This is a genomic window from Labrys okinawensis (assembly GCF_002982075.1).
Classification (GTDB): Bacteria; Pseudomonadota; Alphaproteobacteria; order Rhizobiales; family Labraceae; genus Labrys; species Labrys okinawensis_A.
On record NZ_PUEJ01000003.1, the window covers coordinates 135,955 to 157,970 of the forward strand.

Annotated in this window: 19 protein-coding genes; 7 read left to right on the forward strand and 12 right to left on the reverse strand. The window is 66.2% G+C overall.

Annotation, left to right across the window (positions count from 1 at the left end):
* The first annotated feature begins 104 nt into the window (after window positions 1-104).
* The 5 genes from C5L14_RS07695 (at window position 105) to mutL (ending at window position 5,927) form a co-directional block, all read left to right on the forward strand.
* A complete protein-coding gene (locus C5L14_RS07695; RefSeq protein WP_105861464.1) occupies window positions 105-392 on the forward strand; it encodes a TfoX/Sxy family protein in 288 nt (95 codons plus the stop codon).
* Window positions 393-485: 93 nt separating this feature from the next.
* Window positions 486-1,793 (forward strand): M16 family metallopeptidase, encoded by a 1,308-nt coding sequence (locus C5L14_RS07700; protein ID WP_105861465.1) that lies wholly within the window; start codon window positions 486-488, stop codon window positions 1,791-1,793.
* A gap of 148 nt (window positions 1,794-1,941) precedes the next feature.
* On the forward strand, window positions 1,942-3,183 hold the full coding sequence (locus C5L14_RS07705) for a M16 family metallopeptidase (protein WP_105861466.1): 1,242 nt from the start codon (window positions 1,942-1,944) through the stop codon (window positions 3,181-3,183).
* Window positions 3,184-3,423: 240 nt separating this feature from the next.
* Window positions 3,424-3,849 (forward strand): hypothetical protein, encoded by a 426-nt coding sequence (locus C5L14_RS07710; protein ID WP_146126862.1) that lies wholly within the window; start codon window positions 3,424-3,426, stop codon window positions 3,847-3,849.
* Window positions 3,850-4,115: 266 nt separating this feature from the next.
* Window positions 4,116-5,927, forward strand: a complete 1,812-nt coding sequence (gene mutL / locus C5L14_RS07715; protein WP_105861948.1) for a DNA mismatch repair endonuclease MutL — start codon at window positions 4,116-4,118, stop codon at window positions 5,925-5,927.
* Window positions 5,928-6,239: 312 nt separating this feature from the next.
* Here the strand turns inward: mutL and C5L14_RS07720 are convergent, their stop codons facing one another.
* The 3 genes from C5L14_RS07720 to ileS form a co-directional block, all read right to left on the reverse strand.
* Window positions 6,240-6,869, reverse strand: a complete 630-nt coding sequence (locus tag C5L14_RS07720; RefSeq protein WP_105861468.1) for a hypothetical protein — start codon at window positions 6,867-6,869, stop codon at window positions 6,240-6,242.
* 122 nt (window positions 6,870-6,991) lie between these two features.
* On the reverse strand, window positions 6,992-7,546 hold the full coding sequence (lspA, locus tag C5L14_RS07725) for a signal peptidase II (protein WP_105861469.1): 555 nt from the start codon (window positions 7,544-7,546) through the stop codon (window positions 6,992-6,994).
* Window positions 7,547-7,549: 3 nt separating this feature from the next.
* Window positions 7,550-10,630: an isoleucine--tRNA ligase gene (gene ileS, locus C5L14_RS07730; protein ID WP_105861470.1), complete on the reverse strand. Its 3,081-nt coding sequence runs from the start codon at window positions 10,628-10,630 to the stop codon at window positions 7,550-7,552.
* A gap of 310 nt (window positions 10,631-10,940) precedes the next feature.
* Here ileS and yghU point away from each other — a divergent pair, with 310 nt between their 5' ends.
* Window positions 10,941-11,816 carry a glutathione-dependent disulfide-bond oxidoreductase gene (gene yghU, locus C5L14_RS07735; RefSeq protein WP_105861471.1) on the forward strand — a complete coding sequence of 292 codons (876 nt, stop codon included), beginning with the start codon at window positions 10,941-10,943 and terminating at the stop codon, window positions 11,814-11,816.
* Between the two features lie 217 nt (window positions 11,817-12,033).
* On the opposite strand, the gene C5L14_RS07740 is transcribed toward yghU, so the two are convergent.
* The 8 genes from C5L14_RS07740 to C5L14_RS07775 all read right to left on the reverse strand — a co-directional run bounded on the left by C5L14_RS07740 (window position 12,034) and on the right by C5L14_RS07775 (window position 20,538).
* The gene (locus C5L14_RS07740; protein WP_105861949.1) at window positions 12,034-12,939 is read right to left on the reverse strand and encodes a S1C family serine protease; all 906 of its coding nucleotides are present in this window, start codon (window positions 12,937-12,939) and stop codon (window positions 12,034-12,036) included.
* A gap of 169 nt (window positions 12,940-13,108) precedes the next feature.
* The gene (locus C5L14_RS07745; RefSeq protein ID WP_105861472.1) at window positions 13,109-13,780 is read right to left on the reverse strand and encodes a spermidine synthase; all 672 of its coding nucleotides are present in this window, start codon (window positions 13,778-13,780) and stop codon (window positions 13,109-13,111) included.
* A 127-nt stretch (window positions 13,781-13,907) separates the two neighbouring features.
* The gene (locus C5L14_RS07750) at window positions 13,908-15,632 is read right to left on the reverse strand and encodes an acetyl/propionyl/methylcrotonyl-CoA carboxylase subunit alpha (protein ID WP_105861950.1); all 1,725 of its coding nucleotides are present in this window, start codon (window positions 15,630-15,632) and stop codon (window positions 13,908-13,910) included.
* A gap of 49 nt (window positions 15,633-15,681) precedes the next feature.
* Window positions 15,682-17,334, reverse strand: coding sequence for an urea amidolyase family protein (locus tag C5L14_RS07755; RefSeq protein ID WP_105861473.1), 1,653 nt, complete (start codon window positions 17,332-17,334; stop codon window positions 15,682-15,684).
* Complete coding sequence (locus C5L14_RS07760) at window positions 17,334-18,110, reverse strand: LamB/YcsF family protein (RefSeq protein WP_105861474.1); 777 nt, start codon at window positions 18,108-18,110, stop codon at window positions 17,334-17,336. The genes C5L14_RS07755 and C5L14_RS07760 overlap by 1 nt, the downstream gene beginning before the upstream one ends.
* Before the next feature lie 46 nt (window positions 18,111-18,156).
* Entirely contained in the window at window positions 18,157-18,825 is a 669-nt protein-coding gene (gene pcp, locus C5L14_RS07765) for a pyroglutamyl-peptidase I (protein ID WP_105861475.1), read from the reverse strand.
* 23 nt (window positions 18,826-18,848) lie between these two features.
* A complete protein-coding gene (locus C5L14_RS07770; RefSeq protein WP_105861476.1) occupies window positions 18,849-19,802 on the reverse strand; it encodes a DUF979 domain-containing protein in 954 nt (317 codons plus the stop codon).
* Between the two features lies 1 nt (window position 19,803).
* Complete coding sequence (locus C5L14_RS07775) at window positions 19,804-20,538, reverse strand: DUF969 domain-containing protein (RefSeq protein WP_105861951.1); 735 nt, start codon at window positions 20,536-20,538, stop codon at window positions 19,804-19,806.
* Between the two features lie 442 nt (window positions 20,539-20,980).
* Here C5L14_RS07775 and C5L14_RS07780 point away from each other — a divergent pair, with 442 nt between their 5' ends.
* A complete protein-coding gene (locus tag C5L14_RS07780; RefSeq protein ID WP_105861477.1) occupies window positions 20,981-21,676 on the forward strand; it encodes a GntR family transcriptional regulator in 696 nt (231 codons plus the stop codon).
* A 25-nt stretch (window positions 21,677-21,701) separates the two neighbouring features.
* Here the strand turns inward: C5L14_RS07780 and C5L14_RS07785 are convergent, their stop codons facing one another.
* Window positions 21,702-22,016 (reverse strand): DUF6665 family protein, encoded by a 315-nt coding sequence (locus tag C5L14_RS07785; RefSeq protein WP_105861952.1) that lies wholly within the window; start codon window positions 22,014-22,016, stop codon window positions 21,702-21,704.

Sequence of the window (22,016 nt, forward strand, 5' to 3'; positions counted from 1 at the left end):
TCGGACGGATCCGATCCGCGGCCGGTGGTCGAGCGAGCCAGGACGATCTGCATGGTCGCCAATTCTCTGCGCAGCGGCGTACCGGTCGGCATCGAGATGGTCGCATGAGCGGGCGCATCCGCGATATGCGCAACCTCGGTCCTGCTACCGAGCGCATGCTGGCCGAAGTCGACATCTTCAGCCAGGAGGATCTCCGGCGGCTGGGAGCCGTCGCTGCCTATCGGCGCCTCAAATTCCGGTTCGAGCGCGGCGTCAGCCTGAACGCCCTCTACGCCATGGAAGGAGCCTTGACCGATCGTGACTGGCGCGAGGTCGATCGAGGCTTGCAGGAATTGGTCCACCGGAAGGAAGAACCCTTAGGGATTGTTTTCTTCCGACCTATGCCTTGCTAGGCTCATGCGCAAAGAGGTAAGGGATACTTCACTTCGCCCGTTTTCTACCCATATTGGGTAGATCTTTCGCTTTCCCTCCCGATCGGACCTTCTATGACGCTTGCGCTTATCCCCGGTCTCGGCGGTGCTTCCCATGCCCAGGGCCCGGCGATCACGGATTTCACGCTTCCCAACGGCTTGCATGTGGTGGTCATTCCCGACCGCCGTGCGCCGGTGGTCACCCACATGGTCTGGTACAAGGTGGGCGGAGCGGACGAGCCGAAGGGCAAGTCGGGCATCGCGCACTTCCTCGAACATCTGATGTTCAAGGGCACGGAGAAGAATCCGGGCGGCTTTTCCAAGCAGGTTGCCGAGCTCGGCGGCCAGGAGAACGCCTTCACCTCCTATGACTACACCGCTTATTTCCAGCGGGTGGCCAAGGAGCATCTCGGTGCCATGATGGCCTTCGAGGCCGATCGCATGACCGGACTGGCGCTTACCGACGAAGTCGTCAACCCCGAGCGCAACGTCGTTCTCGAGGAGCGCAAGATGCGGGTCGACAACGATCCCAATTCGCAGCTCGCCGAAGAGATCGCTTCGACCCTGTTCACCCATCATCCCTATGGCACGCCGATCATCGGCTGGGAGGACGAGATCGAAGGCCTGAGCCGGCAGGACGCCATCGATTTCCACAGCCGTTTCTATACGCCGAACAATGCCACCCTGATCGTGGCCGGCGACGTCACGGCCGACGAGGTGCGCGAGCTGGCCCAAACCCATTACGGCCCGGTGGCCCGGCGTGCCGATCCGCCGCCGCGTCTGCGCCCGCAGGAGCCCAGGCAGCGCGCCGACCGCCGCGTCCGGCTGGCCGACAAGCGGGTTGAGCAGCCGATCTATCAGCGCCATTGGCGTGCGCCGTCCTATATCCAGGCCCGCAATGGCGAAGGCGAAGCGCTTGACCTTCTCTCGCAGGTCCTCGGCGGCGGACAGACGTCCCGGCTCTACCGTGCCTTGGTGGTCGACAAGAAGGTGGCTTCGGCGGCCGGCGCCTTCTATGGCGGCTCCGCCGTGGACGAGACGCGCTTCGGCGTGTGGGCAATCCCGATGCCCGGCGTCAGCTTCGAGGCGGTAGAGACGGCGGTCGACGAGGAAATCGGCCGTATCGTCGCAGAGGGCGTGAGCGAGGCGGAACTGGAGCGTGCCAAGACACGCCTTGTCGCCGATGCGATCTATGCCCAGGACAACCAGTCGACCCTGGCACGTTATTACGGCGCCACCCTGTCCGTCGGCGGCAAGGTGGAGGATCTGCAGCTCTGGCCCCAGCGTATCGCCGCGGTGCCATCCGCGAGACTGCCGGAAATGGGCCGTGCCGTCCTGCTGGAGGGCAAATCGGTGGTCGGCCTGCTCGAAGGGCAGGCTTGACGCGTTTCGAACCGTCGTGGCGGGCACGGCCGCGCAATCCGGCCGCGCCCTGCTTGATTGCCTGGATTGCTCCGCCGCGCCCGCAAGGTCGGGAGATGTTCTTGCAGCGGCGAGCCAGTCCCAGAGCTTTTTGTGAACGAGTGTTTTCATGATCCAGAAGATCGTCTCGCCTCTTGGCATCGAAGCCTGGCTGGTCGAGGACTATGCCGTGCCCGTCATCGCCGTCGATTTCGCCTTCAAGGGCGGAGCGGCGCAGGACCCGGCCGACCGGCCGGGCTTGGCCCACATCATGTCGGCGCTGTTCGACGAAGGCGCCGGTCCGCATGACGACGAGGCCTTCCAGCGCCTGATGGAGGAGAATGCGGTCGAGCTCTCCTTCCATGCCGCACGCGACCAGATCAACGGCTCCCTGCGCACGCTGGCCGACCGCAAGGCCTTCGCCTTCGAGCTTCTGCACTATGCCGTCACCGAGCCACGTTTCGAGGAAGCCGCGGTCGAACGCGTGCGCCAGAGCCTGCTGGCCAGCTTGCGCCGCGAGGCAAGCGACCCCAATGCCATGGCATCCCTGGCTTTTTTCGCCGGGCTGTTCCCCGACCATCCCTATGGCCGCCCGACCCGCGGCACGCTGGAGAGCATTGGCGCCGTCAGCCGTGACGAGATCGCGGCCCAGCATCGCCGCCTGCTCGCCAAGGACGGCCTGACCGTCTCCATCGTCGGCGCCATCGATGCCCATGATGCCGAGGAGATGCTGGACAAGGTGTTCGGCTCGCTGCCAACCACCGCCTTGCTGCAGCCTGTGCCGGAGATCCAGCTGGCAGGCCTGGGGACTCGCAAGGTGATCGACCTCGACGTGCCGCAGACCGTATTGCAATTCGCCACCCCTGGCGTGAAGCGCGACGATCCCGACTTCATGGCTGCCTTCCTGCTCAACCACATCTATGGCGGCGGCAGCTTCTCCTCGCGCCTGTTCCAGAAGGTGCGTGAGGAAAAGGGATTGGCCTATTCGGTCTCCACCCAGCTCGGCGCGCTCTCCCGAGCCGCTTTCGTCGGCGGCGGCGTTGCCACCCGAAACGACAGGGCTGCTGAAAGCCTCGCCATCATCGAGGCCGAGATGGCCGAGCTCGCCCGCAACGGACCCGGCGCTGCCGAGTTGGAAAGCGCTAAGAAATACCTCACCGGCTCCTATGCGCTGCGCTTCGATTCATCGACCAAGATCGCCAACCAGTTGACCATGATCCAGATCGAGCGGCTGGGCATCGATTTCATCGACCGCCGCAACGGCCTGGTCGAGGCGGTGACGCTGGAGGACATCAAGCGCGTGGCCCAGCGGATGTTCGGGGGCGGCAAGCCTTTCGTCGTCGCCGTCGGGCGTCCGGAGGGACTGTCCTAAACTTCGGGATCGCCTCCGATGCCGACCGACGTTTCCGATGTTGAGCGGGTAAAGGCTCCGCATCACAAAGAACACGGCGACGATCGGCAAGAAGTAGCGAGCCTGCTCGAGCGTTTTCTTCTCGATGTGCAAGGTTAAATCGTTTTGCTTACGTCACACTGATTATTGCACGAAGGGGCCGACTGCATCACCCTGTCGCTCGTCGAGAAGCGGCGGGGGTCGCTCAAGCGGGAGGATGTCATGAAGCTTTGGAGTGTTTCGGCTGTCGTCCTTGTTGGTGTCATGGCGGCGGGCTGCGTGAGCAGCGGTCTTGGGACCTCGCGCGGGCCGGGCGCCAGCGGTGCTGCCGTTGCGGTGCAGTCCGGGCGTATCAGCAAGATCGACCAGTTTTCCTACATCACGGCCGCCTGCCGGGAAGTGCCCGGCGTTGCGGCTCGCGTCACAAGGCAGGCGGGCTATGGCCGGGTGAACATCCGCAGGACCCGCGACTTTTCTCCCTATGAGGCCGGCAATTCCAGCGCCGGCTGCAATTCACGGCGCGTGCCGGTCTGGCAGGTGCTCTATACCTCCGCACCCGACTATCGCGGTCCCGATCAATTTGCCTATCGCAAGGCTTTTCCCAACGGCAAGGTGCTCGACGTCGTCGTCAATGTCGATGTGCAATAAGGCAAGCGAGCGTTCAGTGACGCACGCCTGTTTGCTTTCGCTTTTTTGCTGACGCGTCCTTGTGATTTGAGAGGATTTTCGTCAGATCGCGAGCTGTCTTCGCGCGAGGCTCGTCTGCCGGCCGTTCCGATGGCCGGCCCCATGGTGTATTGTCCCCGGCACGCGATGCATTCGTTCCCCATGCGGACGGGCAAATGCATCAAGTCTTTGATTCTACGCCTGAATTTCTCTCCTGCGGAGAGCTGGCGCCGTTGGACGATTCGCCCATGGCTATCCGTGCCCTTCCCCAGATCCTGGTCGACCGCATCGCTGCCGGCGAGGTGGTGGAGCGGCCGGCGAGTGCCGTGAAGGAACTGGTGGAGAACGCCATCGACGCGGGTGCCCGCCGCATCGAGATCGTCACCGAGGGGGGCGGACAGCGCCTGATCCGCATCGTCGACGATGGTTCGGGCATGTCGCCAGAGGACTTGGCGTTGGCGGTGCAGCGCCACGCGACTTCCAAACTGCCGACCGAAGATCTGCTCGCCATCAACACGCTGGGCTTTCGCGGCGAAGCCTTGCCTTCCATTGCGTCGGTGTCGCGCCTGAGCATCACCACGCGGGAGCGGGGCGCGGCGACGGGGGCCGTGATCACCATCGAGGCCGGCGAACACCAGGCGATCCGCCCGGCGGCGATCGGGGAGGGTACCCGCATCGAGGTACGCGACCTGTTCTATGCCACCCCGGCCCGCCTGAAATTTCTCAAGACTCAGCGGACCGAGGCGGCGGCGATCGGCGATGTCGTCAAACGCCTCGCAATGGCCAATCCCGCCATTGCCTTCACTTTGGCCGGCGAAGACCATTCTCCCTCGACCTGGCCGGCCGGCGACGAGGAGACGCGCCTCGGCACCTTGCTGGGGGCCGACTTCATCGACAACGCGATAGCCATCGACGTGACGCGCGGCGATGTCCGGCTGCATGGCCATATCGGCCTGCCGACCTTCAATCGCGGCACCGGGCAGCATCAATATCTGTTCGTCAACGGGCGGCCGGTGCGCGACAAGCTGTTGCTGGGCGCCGTGCGCGGTGCCTATGCCGATCATCTGCCCAAGGACCGTTTTCCGGTTCTGGCCCTCTTCCTCGACATCACCCCGCAGAATGTCGATGTGAACGTGCACCCGGCCAAGGCCGAGGTCCGCTTCCGCGACGGCGGCCTGGTCCGGGGGCTGATCGTCTCGGCCATCCGTTCCGCGCTGGAACGCGAATCCGGCCGCAGCTCCAGCGGCAATGCCGATGTCGCGCTCGGCCTGCTCGCCCGCAGCCTCAACCGCCCGGCCGACCTCGATTGGGACTGGCGGGCTTCACCCGCTGCGCCTCGTCCGTCCGGGATGGGCGGCGCCGGCATGGGGGATGCCGGAAGTGGTTTCGCAGCGCCGGCGCAAGCTGGCTTCGACGAACTGGTGATGCCGTCCGCCGATGTGCGGGCCACGGCAGTGCCTCCCGCTCCCGACAGCCTCGACCGGCCGCTCGGTGCGGCCCGCGCGCAACTGCACGAGACCTATATCGTGGCGCAGACGCGGGAGGGCGTCGTCATCGTCGACCAGCATGCCGCCCATGAGCGCCTGGTCTATGAACGGCTGAAGCGCGAACGCGCCGCCGCTGGCGCCAAGTCGCAATTGCTGCTGATCCCGGAAGTCGTCGATCTCGATCCGGCGGATGTCGAACGCCTGACCGCGGCGAGTGAGGACCTGGCCGCCCTCGGGCTTGTCGTGGAGCCGTTCGGGCCGGGTGCCCTGCTGGTGCGCGCCACCCCCGCGGCGCTCGGCAGCACCAACCCGGCCGCGCTGATCCGAGACCTCGCCGACGGCTTTGCCGAATGGGGTTCGGAGATCGTGCTGGAGCGGCGGCTCGACCATGTCGCCGCGACTATGGCGTGTCACGGCTCCGTCCGGGCCGGGCGGCGCCTGTTACCGGCAGAGATGGATGCGCTTCTGCGCGAGATGGAAGTCACACCCAATTCGGGCCAATGCAATCACGGCCGGCCGACCTATGTGACGCTGAAGCTCAGCGATATCGAGGCCCTGTTCGGGCGGCGGTAGGCTTCGGAGGAGAGGCACAAACGAAAGAGCCGGTCTTCAGAGCCACTCCTTTCAAGGTCTTTCGAACGAACCGGAAAAAGGCTGGGATAGTGCGGTGTAACCCCTCATCCGCCCTTCGGGGCACCTTCTCCCACAAGGGGAGAAGGCGATTGGAAAGCGTCGTGCCTTCAAAAATAATCCCTTCTCCCCTTGCGGGAGAAGGTCCCGGCAGGGGGATGAGGGGGCGCACCGCCTATCCGGACTTCAGGCCTCAACACCTTGAAAGGGACTGGTCTGAAGACCACCCCTTGGCTTTGTGTTTTCCTGAGCTTCTTACTTGACCCGCGGGGTCTTGAAGACGCGATCGAACCAGGATTCGCTCTTGTTGCCTTCGGAAGGCAGGGGCTCGTTGCCGGCGAGAGGCGCCGAGGCGAGCGGCTTGCGGTAACCGGGCGGCGGCTCGGTCAGCGAGCGGCGCGGCGGTTCGACACCGGCGGCGAGCGGCGTGTTGTCCTCACCGAGGTTGAGGCGCTTCTGCAATTCGCTTGGCTTCAAAGCCCGGGAACTGGCCTTGGCGGCATCGAAGGGCTCGGGTTCGGTGGGAACACCGGCGCCCGGTACGCGGCCTGCCGCCATCTCTTCGGGGGAGAGCCGGCCATCGCCATGCTCGGCCTTGCTGCGCGGTATGACGCCGGCGGCCTTGCGCTTCTTGTAGTCGGGATCAACCGGCCAGTTCGGATCATTGTCCGACGTCGCAGCCGTGCCGGGTGGCGGCAGGTCGAGCTTGCCTGGCTTGGCCAGCGGTGCACGGTCGGAGTAGTTGATCGCCGGGGCGTCGTCACCGGTGCCCAGCATCTTCTGGAAGAAGTTCTGACCGAGGGACTGCGCATTCGCCGCACCCGCCGGCGCCAGGGCAACCAGTGCCGTCGCCGCAGCCAGGCCAAGCCAAATCTTTGTCCGCATCCTGTATCCCAATCACTGCTAGATTTCGGTGCAAATTCCGGGAGAGATCCTCGCTCTACTGCCCGAAAAATGCGTCAAAACCAAGAAACCACCGCTCCTTCGGGCAACCAGTACCTGAAAAGTCAGGAAGACCCGTGCGTCTGTGGCTCTTTGTTCACCACCATGTCATACAACAGCAGGGCCACGCCCGCAACGATGGCGACATCGGCCAGATTGAAGACATACCAGGAAAAATCGCCGGCATGGAGCAGGAAGAAGTCGGCGACGCCTTCGCGCTGCAGCCAATCGGGGGCCAGCGGCCCTTCTATCGCCAGCAATCCATCGGCAGCATTGCCGATGGCGCCGCCAATGATCAGCCCGATGCCGACCGCCGATGATCGGGTGTGGATACGGGCCAGCCAGGCGAGCAGCAGGACGGTTGCGATGAGGCGAAAGGCAACCAGCAAGATCAGGCCGATCTGGCTCTCCTGCTGGAACAGCCCGAACGATACCCCTCGGTTCCAAACCAGGGTGAATTTCAGGAACGGCGTCCAGTCGACGGCCTCCTGGTACATCACCCGCTCGCCGATCTGGAATATGTGGAGCGCCCAATACTTGAAGCCCTGGTCGATGATGATGGCGAGAACCGCCACCATCACCCCGATGAAGGTGTAACGCCCGGAAAACACCGACTTCATCGCTCAGGCCCCCGTCGCCTGCCATTCGCGCATCGCCGCCGCATCGCGCGGGGTGATGTCCGGGAAGGCGGGGTCGGCGGTTTCGGGGTCGAAATAGCGCCAGGAGCGCGCACATTTGACGCCGCTGGCCCGGCCAGGAACCACCGCGACGCCGGAGACGCCATCGAGGCGATAGGCCTCGGCCGGGCCTTCGCCGGCCACGAGCGTCAGCCCCGAGACGATGCAGACATCCTCGAAATCGACGCTGCGCAGGACCGCCAGCCTCGCTTCGTCGGCGACATGGACGGTCGGCGCGGCTTCCAGCGAGGAGCCGATGCGCTTGGCGGCGCGCTCATGCTCCAGCGCGCCGGTGACGACGCGCCGCACCTCGCGCACGAGCTCCCATTTCTCGGCGAGCGCGGGGTCGAGCCAGGCCGGATCGGCGGCCGCGAAGGGCTGCAGATGCACCGAGTTCTCCTCGCCGAAGCGTGAGGTCCAGGCTTCTTCCATGGTGAAACACAGCACCGGCGCCAGCCAGGTGGTGACGCAGGTGAAGAGCTTGTCGACCACGCTCAACGCCGCCCGGCGACGCAGCGACGATTTCGGGTCGCAATAGAGCGCGTCCTTGCGCACGTCGAAATAGAAGGCCGAAAGGTCTGCCGTCATGAAGGTCGCCAGCAGGGCGACCACGCGCTTGTAGTCGTAGTTCTCATAGGCGGCGCGCACCTCGCCGTCGAGCTCGGCCAGCCGATGCAGCATCAGCCGTTCGAGTTCCGGCATCTGCCCGGCGGCAACGTCGTCGCCGGCCTCGAAATGGGCGAGCGTGCCCAGCATCCAGCGGATGGTGTTGCGCAGCTTGCGGTAGGTGTCCTCCACCGTCTTCAGGATCTCGGGCCCGATGCGCTGGTCGTCGGCGTAGTCGGTGGTGGCGACCCACAGGCGCAGGATGTCGGCGCCCGAACGCTTGATCACGTCCTGCGGGGCGACGGTGTTGCCGATGGACTTCGACATCTTGCGGCCCTGCTCGTCGAGCGTGAAACCGTGGGTGACCACGATGTCGTAGGGCGCCCGGCCGCGCGTGCCGCAGCTTTCCAGGAGGGAGGAATGGAACCAGCCGCGATGCTGGTCGGACCCTTCCAGATACATCACCGTGTCGTCGCCGCCATCGACCTTGCGCTTGATGCCGGCAAGGCCGGGGAAATGCCGCGGATCCTCCAGCGTGAAGGCGTGGGTGGAGCCGGAATCGAACCAGACATCCAGGATGTCGTCGACCTTGACCCATCCTTCACCGGCGCGCGCGCCGAGAAAACGCTCGGCGGCGCCTTCCTGATACCAGGCATCGGCGCCCTCGGTTTCGAAGGCGGTGGCGATGGCCTGGTTGACGGCCTCGTCCTTGAGGATCTCGACGCCGCCACCCGGCTTGTCGCGCATGAACACGGCGATCGGCACGCCCCAGGCGCGCTGGCGCGACACCACCCAGTCCGGGCGATTGGCGATCATGCCGGTGATGCGGTTCTCGCCGGCAGCCGGCACCCATTGTGTCTGCCGGATGGCGGCGAGGGCGAGCTCGCGCAGCGACGAGCCGTCGCCGAGCGCCGGCCCGACATCGTTGCGCAGGGCGCCGCTTTCCGTGCGGGTCGGCGTGGCTGCCGGCACGGTACCGGGAAGAACCTTGTCGATGGGCTTGTCCATCGCGATGAACCATTGCGGCGTGTTGCGGAAGATCACCGGCTTCTTCGAGCGCCAGGAATGGGGATATTGGTGCTTGATGCGCCCGCGCGCCACCAGATTGCCCTGGGCTACCAGCGCCTTGATCACGGCGTCATTGGCATCGCCCTTGTCGCCCTTCTCGGTGATCACGCGCTTGCCAGCAAAGCCCGGTGCGTCCGCCGTGTAGAAGCTGTCGCCATCCACGGGGTAGGGGATATGCGTGTTGATGCCGCGGGCGTTGAGCTCGCGCTGATGCGCCGTCCAGACGTCGAAGTCCTCGCGGCCATGGCTGGGCGCGGTGTGCACGAAGCCGGTGCCGGCCTCGTCGGTGACATGCTCGCCCTCGAGCAGGGGCACGTCGAAGCCATAGAAGGGGTCGAAGCCCGCCAGCGGATGCGCGGCGGTGAGGCGCGCGAGCTCGCCGGCCTCGACGCCGCCGAGGCGCTCATAGGCTTCCACCTTGGCGGTCTTGAACACCTCCTCGGCGAGCTTGTCGGCTAGGATGAAGCTGTCGCCCACCTTGGCCCAGTTGTTCTCGGGTGCCGATGTGACGCGATAGAGCCCATAGGCGACGCGGCTCGAAAAGGCGACGGCGCGGTTGCCGGGGATGGTCCAGGGCGTGGTGGTCCAGATCACGAAGGCGGCCCTGGCCAGCTCATCACGCGTGGCGCCCGAGCGCACCGGAAACTTCGCCCAGATCATGTCGGAGGTATGGTCCTCATACTCGATCTCGGCCTCGGCGAGCGAGGTCTTTTCCACCACCGACCACATCACGGGCTTGGAGCCGCGATAGAGCTGGTCGCTCATGGCGAACTTCATGATCTCGCGGGCGATCTGCGCCTCGGCGGCGTAGGCCATGGTGAGATAGGGATGTTCCCAGTCGCCCTCGACGCCCAGGCGCTTGAACTCCTCGCGCTGCACGCCGACCCAATGCTCGGCAAAAGCCCGGCATTCGCGGCGGAACTCGACCAGCGGCACCTCGTCCTTGTTCTTGCCCTTGGCGCGATACTGCTCCTCGATCTTCCACTCGATCGGCAGGCCATGGCAGTCCCAGCCCGGCACATAATTGGAATCGAAGCCGAGCATCTGCTGCGAGCGCGTCACCAGGTCCTTCAGGATCTTGTTGAGCGCATGGCCGATATGGATGTTGCCATTGGCATAGGGCGGGCCGTCATGCAGCACGAATTTCGGCCGGCCGGCAGAGGTGTCGCGCAGGCGCTGGCGCAGATTCCGGGCCTGCCAGCGCCCCAGGATCTCGGGCTCCTTCTGCGGCAGGCCGCCGCGCATGGGGAAGGCCGTCTGCGGCAGGAACAGGGTCTTGGAATAATCGAAACTTTCGGAGCTTGCCTTCAAGCCCTCGGCGGCTTCGCTGGAGGGGGACGCAACATCGGTCATGGACAGGGATCCGTCGATACGGAGGAAAGGGAAAAGCGGCGCAAACCCGGACCTTCCGCGGAGCTCAGCCGAGCCCGCACGCGGAAGCCGGGACGATAATTCGGGCTATGCGCAGCATATATGTCATGCGGGCGTGAATAGCAGGCTCTGCGCGCGGGATAAAGCGGGGAGGGAAGGAGAGGCCGGGATTTTCTCGGACAGAGCCGCCCACCTTCCCCTAGCATGAGCTTCAGCCTCTCCCTATCTGCCAGGAAGGCAGCCCCTTCGCATGCTGGCCCCTTTACCGTAGGCTCTGACCTGGAGTTCGAGAATGACCGGTTCGTCCGACTATACGCCCCCGAAGATCTGGACCTGGAACAAGGCCAATGGCGGCGCGTTCGCCAATATCAACAGGCCGATCGCGGGGCCCACCCATGACAAGGAACTGCCGGTCGGCCGTCATCCCCTCCAGCTCTATTCGCTGGGCACGCCGAACGGCGTCAAGGTCACCATCATGCTGGAGGAATTGCTGGCTCTCGGCCACAAGGGCGCCGAATATGATGCCTGGCTGATCGAGATTGGCAAGGGCGACCAGTTCGGCTCCGGCTTCGTCGCCGTCAATCCGAACTCCAAGATCCCGGCCCTGCTCGATCGCAGTGGGTCCCAGCCCATCCGCGTGTTCGAGTCCGGCTCGATCCTGTTCTATCTCGCCGAAAAGTTCGGGGAGTTCCTGCCCAAGGATGCCGCCACCCGTGCCGAATGCATGTCCTGGCTGTTCTGGCAGATGGGCAGCGCTCCCTATCTCGGCGGTGGCTTCGGGCATTTCTATGCCTATGCGCCGACCAAGATCGAATATGCGATCGACCGTTTCGCCATGGAGGTGAAGCGTCAGCTCGACGTGCTCGACCGGCGCCTGGGCGAGGTCGAATATCTGGCCGGCAGCGACTATAGCATCGCCGACATGGCGGTATGGCCCTGGTATGGCGGTTTGGCCCGGGGTTGGCAGTATGGCGCGGCCGAGTTCCTCCAGGTCGAGGACTACAAGAACGTGCAGCGCTGGGCCGAGACGATCTTCCAGCGCCCGGCCGTGCAGCGCGGGCGCATGGTCAACCGCACCTCGGGCGAGCCGTCGAGCCAGCTGCGCGAGCGCCACGATGCCAGCGATTTCGAGACCAGGACCCAGGACAAGCTGGAGGCCGCGGGCTGATGGTCATCCCGGACGCGCTGCAGCACGTAGTGATGCGGCGCAGATCCGGGGCCGCGAGCAGGATGAAGCATAATTCCAACGGCGGCGATGTTTGACCCGCGCGTCATTGCGAGCGCAGCGAAGCAATCCAGGAGCCACGGCCGCCACATTTTCCAGCACTGGATTGCTTCGCTGCGCTCGCAATGACGATGCAGATCCAGGACGACCTTTTGTCTCGTCACTGCAAAGGCGGCTTGCGCAGAAAGGCGTTGCGGTCGGCCGATTTGACGCGCAGCCAGCTCTCGCGGCCGTCGCGCAGGACCCGCATCGGTACTTCCACGCCGGCCGGGCCGCCGCTCCACACCTTGCGATAGAAATCGGCGAGGCCCCGGACCTCCTCGTTGCGGATGTCGGAGATGATGTCGCCGGCCTTGAGGCCGGCCTTCGCGGCGGGCGATCCCTTAGCGACGCTGGCGACCACGACCTTGCCATTGCTTTCCGCCGAGAAGGCGCCGAGCCAGGGGCGCGGCGGCTGGTCGACCTGGCCCCGCGTCAGGAGATCGTCGAGAATGGGCGGCAGGAGGTCGATCGGCACCACCATGTTGATGTCGAAATCCTCGCCGCCGCGTTCCATCTGCAGGAGCAGGGATCCGATGCCGAGAAGCCTGCCGTCTGCGCCGACCAGGGCCGCCCCACCCCAGCCGGGGTGGGCGGGCGCGGTGAAGATCGCCTCATCGAGCAGATATTCCCAATAACCTGCGAATTCCTGCTTGGCGACGATGCGGGCGTCGACATGGCGCCCCGCGCCATCGACGAACACGGCCTCGTCGCCGACCGCCGCCTTGCCGGAACTGCCGAGCCCCAGGGCCGGCAGGTCGAGACGGCCGAGCGCCTGTACGAGGCCGAAGCCCGTCGCCTGGTCATAGGCCTGGACATGGGCAGGGACCACACGCCCATCCTGGGTGGTCAGCCAGATCTCGTCGGCTTCGGTGACGAGATAGCCGATAGTGAGCACCAGCCCGTCGTCACGGATGACCACACCGCTGCCCTCCCGCTCGGTTCCGAGCGCGGCCGCGGTGAAGGCGTCCTGTGGAATCTTGGCACGCACGGCCACGACCGAGCGCATGATGGAACGAAGTGTCATGGCTTTCATCTTGATGGAGCGCGCCCGCAGCAAGGCAGGATGCGCAATACCTGCAAGCCGGGCAAGGATGTTTTTCTAGAGGTATGCAGCCAGGCGCCACGCTGCAAGGTCATACGGGCAGGGACAATGAGAGGGCGCGGGCAGGTTTTGAGTGTCGGACCGTTCGCCCTCAGCCGCGTTTTGCGAACCAGATCACATGCCGCGCGCCGCTTCGCCCCTTATTGGCACGCACGCGGACTTCGTCCACCGCAAAGCCTGCCTGGCGCAGGCGCCGGGCGAAGGCCGCGGAAGGACCCTGCGACCACACGGCCAGCAGGCCGCCTGGCGTCAGCGCTCCCAGTGCCGCCGCGAGGCCTTCCAGGCTGTAGAGGCGATCATTGGCGGCATGGGTCAGCCCTTCCGGACCGTTGTCGACGTCGAGCAGGATCGCATCGAACCGGCGCCCGGCGCCGATGACGCCACCGACGTCGCCGAGTTCGATGCTGACGCGCCGATCCTCGAGGCTGCCCGCGAAGATCTCGGCCATCGGTCCCCGAGCCCAGGCGACGACGGCGGGCACCAGTTCGGCGACCACGATCTCGGCGTCCCCGGGAAAGCTCGCCAGCGCGGCGCGCAAGGTGAAACCCATGCCGAGCCCGCCGATCAGCACGTGCGGGTGCCTGCGCGCCGCCAGGCGTTCGGCGGCCATCGTCGCCAGCGCTTCCTCCGAGCCGCTCAGCCGGCTGTTCATCAATTCGTTGCTGCCGAGCATGATCGAGAATTCACTGCCGCGCTGCTTGAGGCGCAGCTCGCCGCCGCTATTGGGGATCGTCGCGGTGTCGAGATGCTTCCAGGGGATCACGGCCGGCTCATTGGTGGGGGTGATGGCAAGCGTCTAGCAGAACGCCACAACAATTCCAGTTTCCATCGGCAGTTCGGGTTGGAAGGCTCGTCGCGCTCACTCTTGCGGGTACGGCGTGTCGTCGCTCCTATTCAATGCGCGCCATGACCATGCCGGCCGTCACGGTGACGCCGGCTTCGATCTCCTGCGCCAGCCGGCCCGGGCGGTGGGCCTTGACCTGCATTTCCATCTTCATCGCTTCCATCACGGCGACGACATCGCCCTCCGCGACCTCGGCGCCGTCCTCCACCTGCCAGGAGCGCAGCGTGCCGGCCATCGGTGCCACCACCGCATCGGGCGATGTCTCGCCGGGTGCCGCCGCAGCCGGCGCCGTGGATGGCGCGGCCTGAAGACCGCCCAGCAAGGCGGGAGGCAGGCCGAGAGTGACGCGCCGGCCGTCGATCTCCACGGCGGTGCGGAGGAGCGTGGCCGTCGGCAGCGGTTCCGGCCGCGTGGCGGCGGCGAGGGTGGCGGCAAAGTCGGTCTCGATCCAGCGGGTGTGGACCTTGAAATCACCTTCGCCCGTAAAGTCGGTATGGCCGATCACCGTGCGATGGAAGGGCAGGACCGAGGCGACCCCCTCGATGCGGAATTCGGCGAGGGCACGCCGGGCGCGCGCAATGGCCTCACTCCGCGTCGCGCCGGTGACGATGAGCTTGGCCATCAGGGAATCGAAGCTGCCGGGAACGGTCGAGCCTGCGGCGACGCCGGTGTCCAGGCGGATGCCGGGACCGGAGGGCGGCTCGAAGGCGGTGACGAGGCCGGGTGTCGGCAGGAAGCCGCGCCCGACATCCTCGGCATTGATGCGGAATTCCAGGGCGTGGCCCCGCGGCGCCGGTGTCTCGGTGAAGCGGAGGCGATGGCCATCGGCGACGCGCAGCTGCTCGACCACCAGGTCGATGCCTGCCGTCTCCTCCGTCACCGGATGCTCCACCTGCAGGCGGGCATTGACTTCCAGGAAGGAGATCGCGCCCGAGGCGCTCAACAGGAACTCCACCGTGCCGGCGCTCACATAGCCGGCCCTGGCGCAGATATCGCGCGCGGCCTGGTGAATGCGGGCACGCTGTTCGTCGCTCAGGAAGGGGGCCGGCGCTTCTTCCACCAGCTTCTGGTTGCGGCGCTGCAGCGAGCAGTCGCGGGTGCCGAGCACCACGACGGTGCCATGGCTGTCGGCGATCACCTGCGCCTCGATATGGCGGGGGCGGTCGAGATATTGCTCGACGAAACACTCGCCGCGCCCGAAGGCGGTGACGGCCTCGCGCACGGCGGAGTCATAGAGTTCGGCGACCTCGTCCATGCGCCAGGCAACCTTCAGCCCGCGCCCGCCGCCGCCGAAGGCGGCCTTGATGGCAATCGGCAGACCGTGCTGTTCGGCAAAGGCGAGGACTTCGCCGGCACCGCTCACGGGATCGGCGGTGCCGGCGACCAGGGGGGCGCCCACCGCCAGGGCGAGCTTGCGGGCCTGCACCTTGTCGCCCAACTGCTCGATGGCCGATGGGGGCGGGCCGATCCAGGTCAGGCCGGCATCGATGACGGCCTGGGCGAAAGCGGCGCGTTCGGAGAGGAAGCCATAGCCTGGATGCACGGCATCGGCGCCGCTGCGGCGGGCGATGGCGATGAGCTTGTCGATGTCGAGATAGGTTTCGGCCGGCTTGTCGCCACCCAGGCCATAGGCCTCGTCCGCCATGCGGGCAGGCAGGGCGTCGATATCGGCATCGGCGTAGACGGCGACGGAGGCGACGCCGTAATCGGCGCAGGCCCGGATCACCCGCACGGCAATCTCGCCCCGGTTGGCGATCAGGACCTTCTTGATGGGCATCACTGTTCCCCTGAGCAAAGCGCGTTGAAGCGGAAAGGCTGGTCTATTCTGGTTTTTTGGTTCGAGGCGCCTTTGCGGCTCCCGGCGCTTCCGCCGGGTCGCAAGACGCTTCGGAAAATGGGGTGATCGGCCGGAAACGGATCTGCGCGCCGATCGGAATCTGGCCGGCGCGGTCGAGATGGTAGGGGGCGACCGCGGCGATGACGGGATAGCCGCCGGTCAACGGATGATCGGCGAGGAAGAGCACCGGCTGGCCCGATGGCGGTACCTGGATGGAACCCTGGATCGTGCCTTCGCTCGGCAGTTCCTTGCCTTCTTTGGCCGGCGCGCGCTTCAGCGCTCGTTCGCCGGCGAGGCGGATGCCGATGCGGTTGGACTGGGGCGTCACCGACCAGGACTGGTTCGCGAAGTCCTCGAGCGCCTGTTTGGAGAGCCAGTCGCTGCGCGGACCCATGACGACGTCGAGCACGACGGGTTCATCGAGCCTGGGCAGCGCGGGCGGCATGTCCGGCAGCGCCGTCACGGCGCCGGGCGGCGGCGCGAGCGCGGACAGGCGATCGCCGACCGCAAGGGCCGGCGGCCCGATCTGGGCGAGCGTATCGGTGGCGGCGCTGCCCAGCACGGGGGCGACGGCAAACCCGCCGCGCACGGCAAGGTAGGAGCGCATGCCGGCCACCGGCTCCCCGAAATGCAACCTGTCGCCGGCAGTGAGCGCGATGGCGGCGTGACGGGGCACGGGATGGACGGAACCACCAGCGGTCGTCAGGGTGAGCGGTCCGTCGGCACCGGTGACGGCGACCACCGTCTCGCCGAGGCAGAGGAGTTCGCAGCCGCCATAGGCGATCTCGATACAGGGCGAGGGGACGGGATTGCCGACCAGCCGGTTGGCGCTGCGCAAAGCGGCGCGGTCCATCGCGCCGGAAACGCTGACGCCCTGCCGCGCCTGGCCGGGACGACCGAGATCCTGGAACAGCATCTGAGGACTTGGCTTGACGATCTCGAAGAGGGGGGCGGCGGGATTGCTTCCCTCACCGCCGGGTCCTCTCCCCACCGAGGAGAGGGGGCGGGGGTGTGGGCTCTTGCCTTTGCCGACCTCGACGAAACGCACGCGGTCGCCGGGTTGCAGCAAGGCAGGGCGTTCGCGCGCAAGGTCCCACATCGGCAGGTCCGTCACGCCGATGATCTGCCAGCCGCCGGGGCTCGCCTGCGGGTAGACGGCGCTGAAACGTCCGGCAAGGCCCACGGAGCCGGCCGGCAGGCGCGGGCGCGGCGTGGCGCGCCGGGGCAGATCGAAGCTCGGATGGCCACCGCTGAGATAGGCAAAGCCGGGTGCGAAACCGGTAAAGGCCACGGTATAGTCACCGCCCGTATGGCGCCGGATCACCTCCGCGACCGGAATATCGAGGAGATCGGCGACTTCGGCGAGGTCCTCCCCGTCATAGCGGACCGGGATCTCGATCAGCGTGCCGCTTTGCTCGACCTTGGCATCGAGCCGGCGCCGGCCGATGGCGGCGATCAGGTCCCGCTGTGCGATGGCTGCCGGACGAAAGCGCACCAGCAGGGTTCGGGCTGCCGGCACGATGTCCTCGATGCCGGCGATGGGCTCGGCTCGCAGCGAGGCCTGCAGGGCCAGGGTCTGCGGCAGGTCTGGCAACTCCACCATGATGGCATCGAGATTGACCGGCAGGAAGCGCATCAACGCTTCTCCCCAGCCGAGGCCATGAAGGAGCGGATGGCGACCCCCGATCGTTCCAGCAAGACGCGGATCTCGCGGGCCATGGCGACGGCGCCGGGGCTGTCTCCATGGACGCAGATCGAATCCGCTTCGACGCGGACCGCGCTGCCGTCGATGGCGGGAACCGTGCCTTCGGTGACGAGGCGCAGCATGCGGGCCGCCACCTCTTGCGGGTCGTGGAGCACGGCGCCGGGCTCGCGGCGCGACACCAGCGAGCCATCGGGCATATAGCCTCTGTCCGCGAAGGCCTCGGCGACCGCGGTGAGGCCGGCGGCACGGGCCCAGCCGAGCAGGGGCGACCCGGCAAGGGCCACCAGCGTGAGCCCGGAATCGATCTGCCGGATCCCCTCGATGATGGCCTCGGCCTGCCGCCGGTCCTTGGCGATGGTGTTGTAGAGGGCGCCATGCGGCTTGACGTAGGATACGCGGGTGCCGGCGGCGGTGGCCAGGCCCTTGAGCGCGCCGATCTGGTAGATGGTATCGGCGATGAGATCCTCGCTGGCGACGTCCATATTGCGCCGTCCGAAACCGCCGAGATCGGGATAGGCGATATGCGCGCCGACGGTGACGCCCTTGGCCGTGGCGGCCCGCAGCGTGGCGAGGATGCCGGTCGGATCGCCGGCGTGAAAGCCGCAGGCCACATTGGCGCTGGAGACGATGGCGAGCATCGCCTCGTCGTCGCCCATGCGCCAGGCGCCGAGGCTCTCGCCGAGATCGCTGTTGAGATCGATGTTCATGGCTCGACGCTCCCGATAATTTCACGCCGCTCCGCTGCCCGGCGGCTCAATGGATCTGCCCGCCACTCTCACGCGCGTCCTCCTGAACGCTAAGTGCGGTGCGCGTGAGGTGGCGGATCGCCTCGACCTGTGTCTGCAGCGCCAGGCTCGGCAGTCCGGGCCGGCGCGCGGCGTGTTCGGGCAGGCAGGGCACATGCACGAACCCGCCCCTGGTGCCGGCAAGCGGGCGTAGCGTCGCCAGCCGGTGCATCAGGGCGAAGAAGACATGGTTGCACACGAAGGTGCCGGCAGTGTTGGAGAGCGAGGCGGGCAGTCCCGCCGCCCTGAGGTCGCGCACGATCGCCTTGACCGGCAGGGAGGAAAAATAGGCCGCCGGAGCACCCGGTATCACGGGGATATCGATCGGCTGTTGGCCGGCATTGTCGGCAATGCGCGCATCGTCGAGATTGATCGCCACGCGCTCGGGCGTGATCTCGGCACGCCCGCTCGCTTGTCCCAGGCTGACGACGAGGCGGGGCCGCCATTGCCTCAGGGCCTCGTCCAACCGCTCGATGGCGTCCCCGAACACGCACGGCAATTGCACCGCGCGGACGAGAGCCGCCTCGCATATCGACCCGTCCAGCGCCCGGGCGACTTCCCAGGAGGCGTTGGTCTCATCGTTTTCGAACGCCTCGAAGCCGGTGATCAACACATTTGGCGGCGTTTTGGGACTCATGGCTGCTTTCCGCGAATGATGGCCTAGAGCGGCATCAGGACATAGAGCAGTACGACATTGGCGGCGAGCAGGGCTAGCGCCGTCGGTATCTGGGCGCGGATCACCGCATTCTTGTCGATCTCCAGCAGGGCTGCCGGCACGATGTTGAAATTGGCGGCCATGGGGGTCATCAGCGTACCGCAATAGCCCGACAGCATGCCGACGGCCGCGATCACCGCCGGATTGCCGTGATAGACACCGATCAGGACTGGCACGGCGACCCCGCCCGTCATCACCGGAAAGGCGGCAAAGCCATTGCCCATGATCACGGTGAACAGCGCCATGCCGACGACATAGAGGGCGACCGCCACTAGGCGCAGGTCTATGTTGACATAGCTGGTGGTGAGGTGGGCGACCGCCTTGCCCACCCCGGCATCGGAAAAGACCAGGCCGAGCATGCCCAGCATCTGCGGCAGCACCAGGGCCCAGCCGAGCGCATCGGTGAGACGGCGGGATTCGCGCATGCCCTGCACCGGCGTTTCGCGGGTCAGCCAGCAGGCGAGGCCCAGCGCGACGATGCAGGCGATGCCGAGGGCGAGCAGGGTGGTATTCTTGGGATCGAACAGCGGCCTGCCGCCGATGATGACATAGTGGCCCGAAAGCGTGATCACCATGGTCAGCAGCGGAATGGCGAGCGCCGGCACGAAGAGCTTGTTGCCGAGGCGCTTTGCACTGGCCACCGCTTCGGCGACGCTGGGAATGTCATGGCGGCCGGCGCCGACCCCGCCGAAGCCGGCGATCAGCGCCAGCGCGACGACACCCGCGCCGACCACGGCCGGCGGCAGGAAATCGCCGACCAGGAAGGCCAGGGCGTAGAGGGCCCAGAACAGGGCGCTGCTGAAGCGTTTGGGATGGTCGCGGTCGGCAAGGGTCATCGCCGCCGTGATGGCCAGGATCGCGCCGACGAGGTAAAAAAGGTGGGAGAGCGTGAGGATCATGTCAGCTCTCCGGCGTTGTCTGAGGCCGCAGACCGGTCTCGGGCGGCGCTTCGGCAAGCTCGCGGGCAATGGCCGCGTCCAGGCGAGACAGCCGGAAGGCATGGATGACGAAGGCCGCTGTGGCGGTGGGGATGCCCCACAAGGCGACATGGAGCGGCTCGACCTCGATGCCGGCCTCCCGCAGGAAGGTCGTCATCAGCACGATGGCGCCGAAGGCGACAAAGATGTCCTCGCCGAAGAACAGGCCGACATTGTCGGTGGCGGCCGCAAAGGCCCTGAGCTTGTGGCGGACCCGCTCGGTGAGCGCGCCATGGCGGACCTCGGCCGCCCCTTCCGCCATGGGCGCGATCAGCGGGCGCACCATCTGGGGATGCCCCCCGAGGCTGGTCAGGCCCACCGCTGCGGTCAATTGCCGGACGGCCAGATAGACGATGAGCAGGCGGCCCGAAGTCGCCGAGCGTATCCTGCTGATCCAGGCCTGCGCATGCTGGCGCAGGCCATGGCGCTCGAGCAGGCCGACCACGGCGAGCGGCAGCAGCAGGATCACCGCAAGATTGCGTGTTTTCAGGAAGCCGGTGCCGATAGCGGTGAGAACCTGCTGCGGCGGGAAGCTCGCGGCGAGAGCCGTGCCGATGGCGGCGACGATCACGACGAGCATGGGATTGAAGCGCAGGACGAAGCCCGCGACGATGATGGCCACGCCGATCAGGGGCCATAGGCTGATGTCACTAGGCACGATGGTCGCTCCCCGGGGACATTGAATGGTTTGGAAATCGATCGGCTTTTGTAGGGTGATATTTTCCGATCTGCCGGCAATATCATCCAAATTGATGCCTCGATCAAGGATTTTGATTGAACTGAAATAAAATATTGTTCAACAATAAATTGATACCTCCTGGACGATCGGGAAAAGAGACCCGAGAGAACCGGCCCCAGTCCGGGCTTCAGCCTGCATATCGGGCGGACCGTTGGGTTTCCAACCTGCTTCGGCGACGGGTCATCGTGTGCCGGGCTGCACGCTGTGGCTCTATCGAGGCGGCTCGCCATTTCTCCCTGCCGAGATCGCAGGGGGCGTCGTTGTGAATCCCGAGGATTGCCCTACAATCCGGTGTGCTGTCGTGGACAGACGGAAGGGCAGCGTTGAGTGAAGCTCACACAATGGCACGAGGCACCGCCCCATGACGCAACCGGGTGATCCCCCTCCCGCCGCATCTGCCCTGACGCTCGGCGAACGTGTCGCCGAGCAATTGCGGCGCAAGATCACGCAAGGCGAATTCGCCCCGGGGCAGCGCCTGTCGGAGCAGGCGCTCAGCGATGATCTCGCCATTTCCCGCAACACGCTGCGCGAAGTCTTCCGGGTGCTCACCAAGGATGGCCTGCTCAGGCATGTTCCCAATCGCGGCGTGTTCGTGGCGGTGCCGAGCATCGCCTCGATCATCGATATTTACCGGGTCCGGCGCCTGATCGAATGCCAGGCCCTCGCCCAGGCCTATCCGCGCCATCCTGCCAAGAAACGCATGCGTGAGGCGTTCGAGGAAGCCCTGCGCTACCGGGCGGCGGAGGATTGGCCCGGGGTGGGTACCGCCAACATGGCCTTTCATATGGCCGTGGTGGAACTTGCCGACAGCGAGAGGCTGAATCTGCTGTTCGCCCAGGTCCTGGCGGAGCTGCGGCTCGCCTTCGGCATGCTGCAGGATGCCGAATTCCTGCATGCACCCTTCGTCGACAGGAACCTTGCCATTCTCGAACTGGCCGAAGCCGGCCAGTTCGACAGAGCGGCGGCCATGCTCGGCGACTATCTCATCCATTCCGAACGCCTGGTCCTCGCCGTCTATGCGCGGCGCATGGCGGATGGCAGCATCGGAGACCTGTGAGGCGCCCGGTTTCGGACGGACCGTATCAGCGCCTGACGCCGAGTCTTACCAGGACCTCGGGTGGAATCTTGAGCTCGCGGATGACACCGCCATGGGAAGCCATGCCCATCAGTTCGCGCTGGATGAAATAGCCGTAGACGGCGTCGACGGCGTCGGCGAGCAGGCGGGGGCGGTCGGGATTCTCGGGCGCGGCCGCATGCAGGGCGGCCATGGCCTGGCCGGCGGCCTCACCCGCCCGTTCCAGCGAGGCGGCCTTTTCCACGCGGATCTCGGCGCCGAGGACATCAAGGGCCGTACGGGCGGTGGCAGGGGAGAAATTCTGGGGCAGGCGGACGCTCAT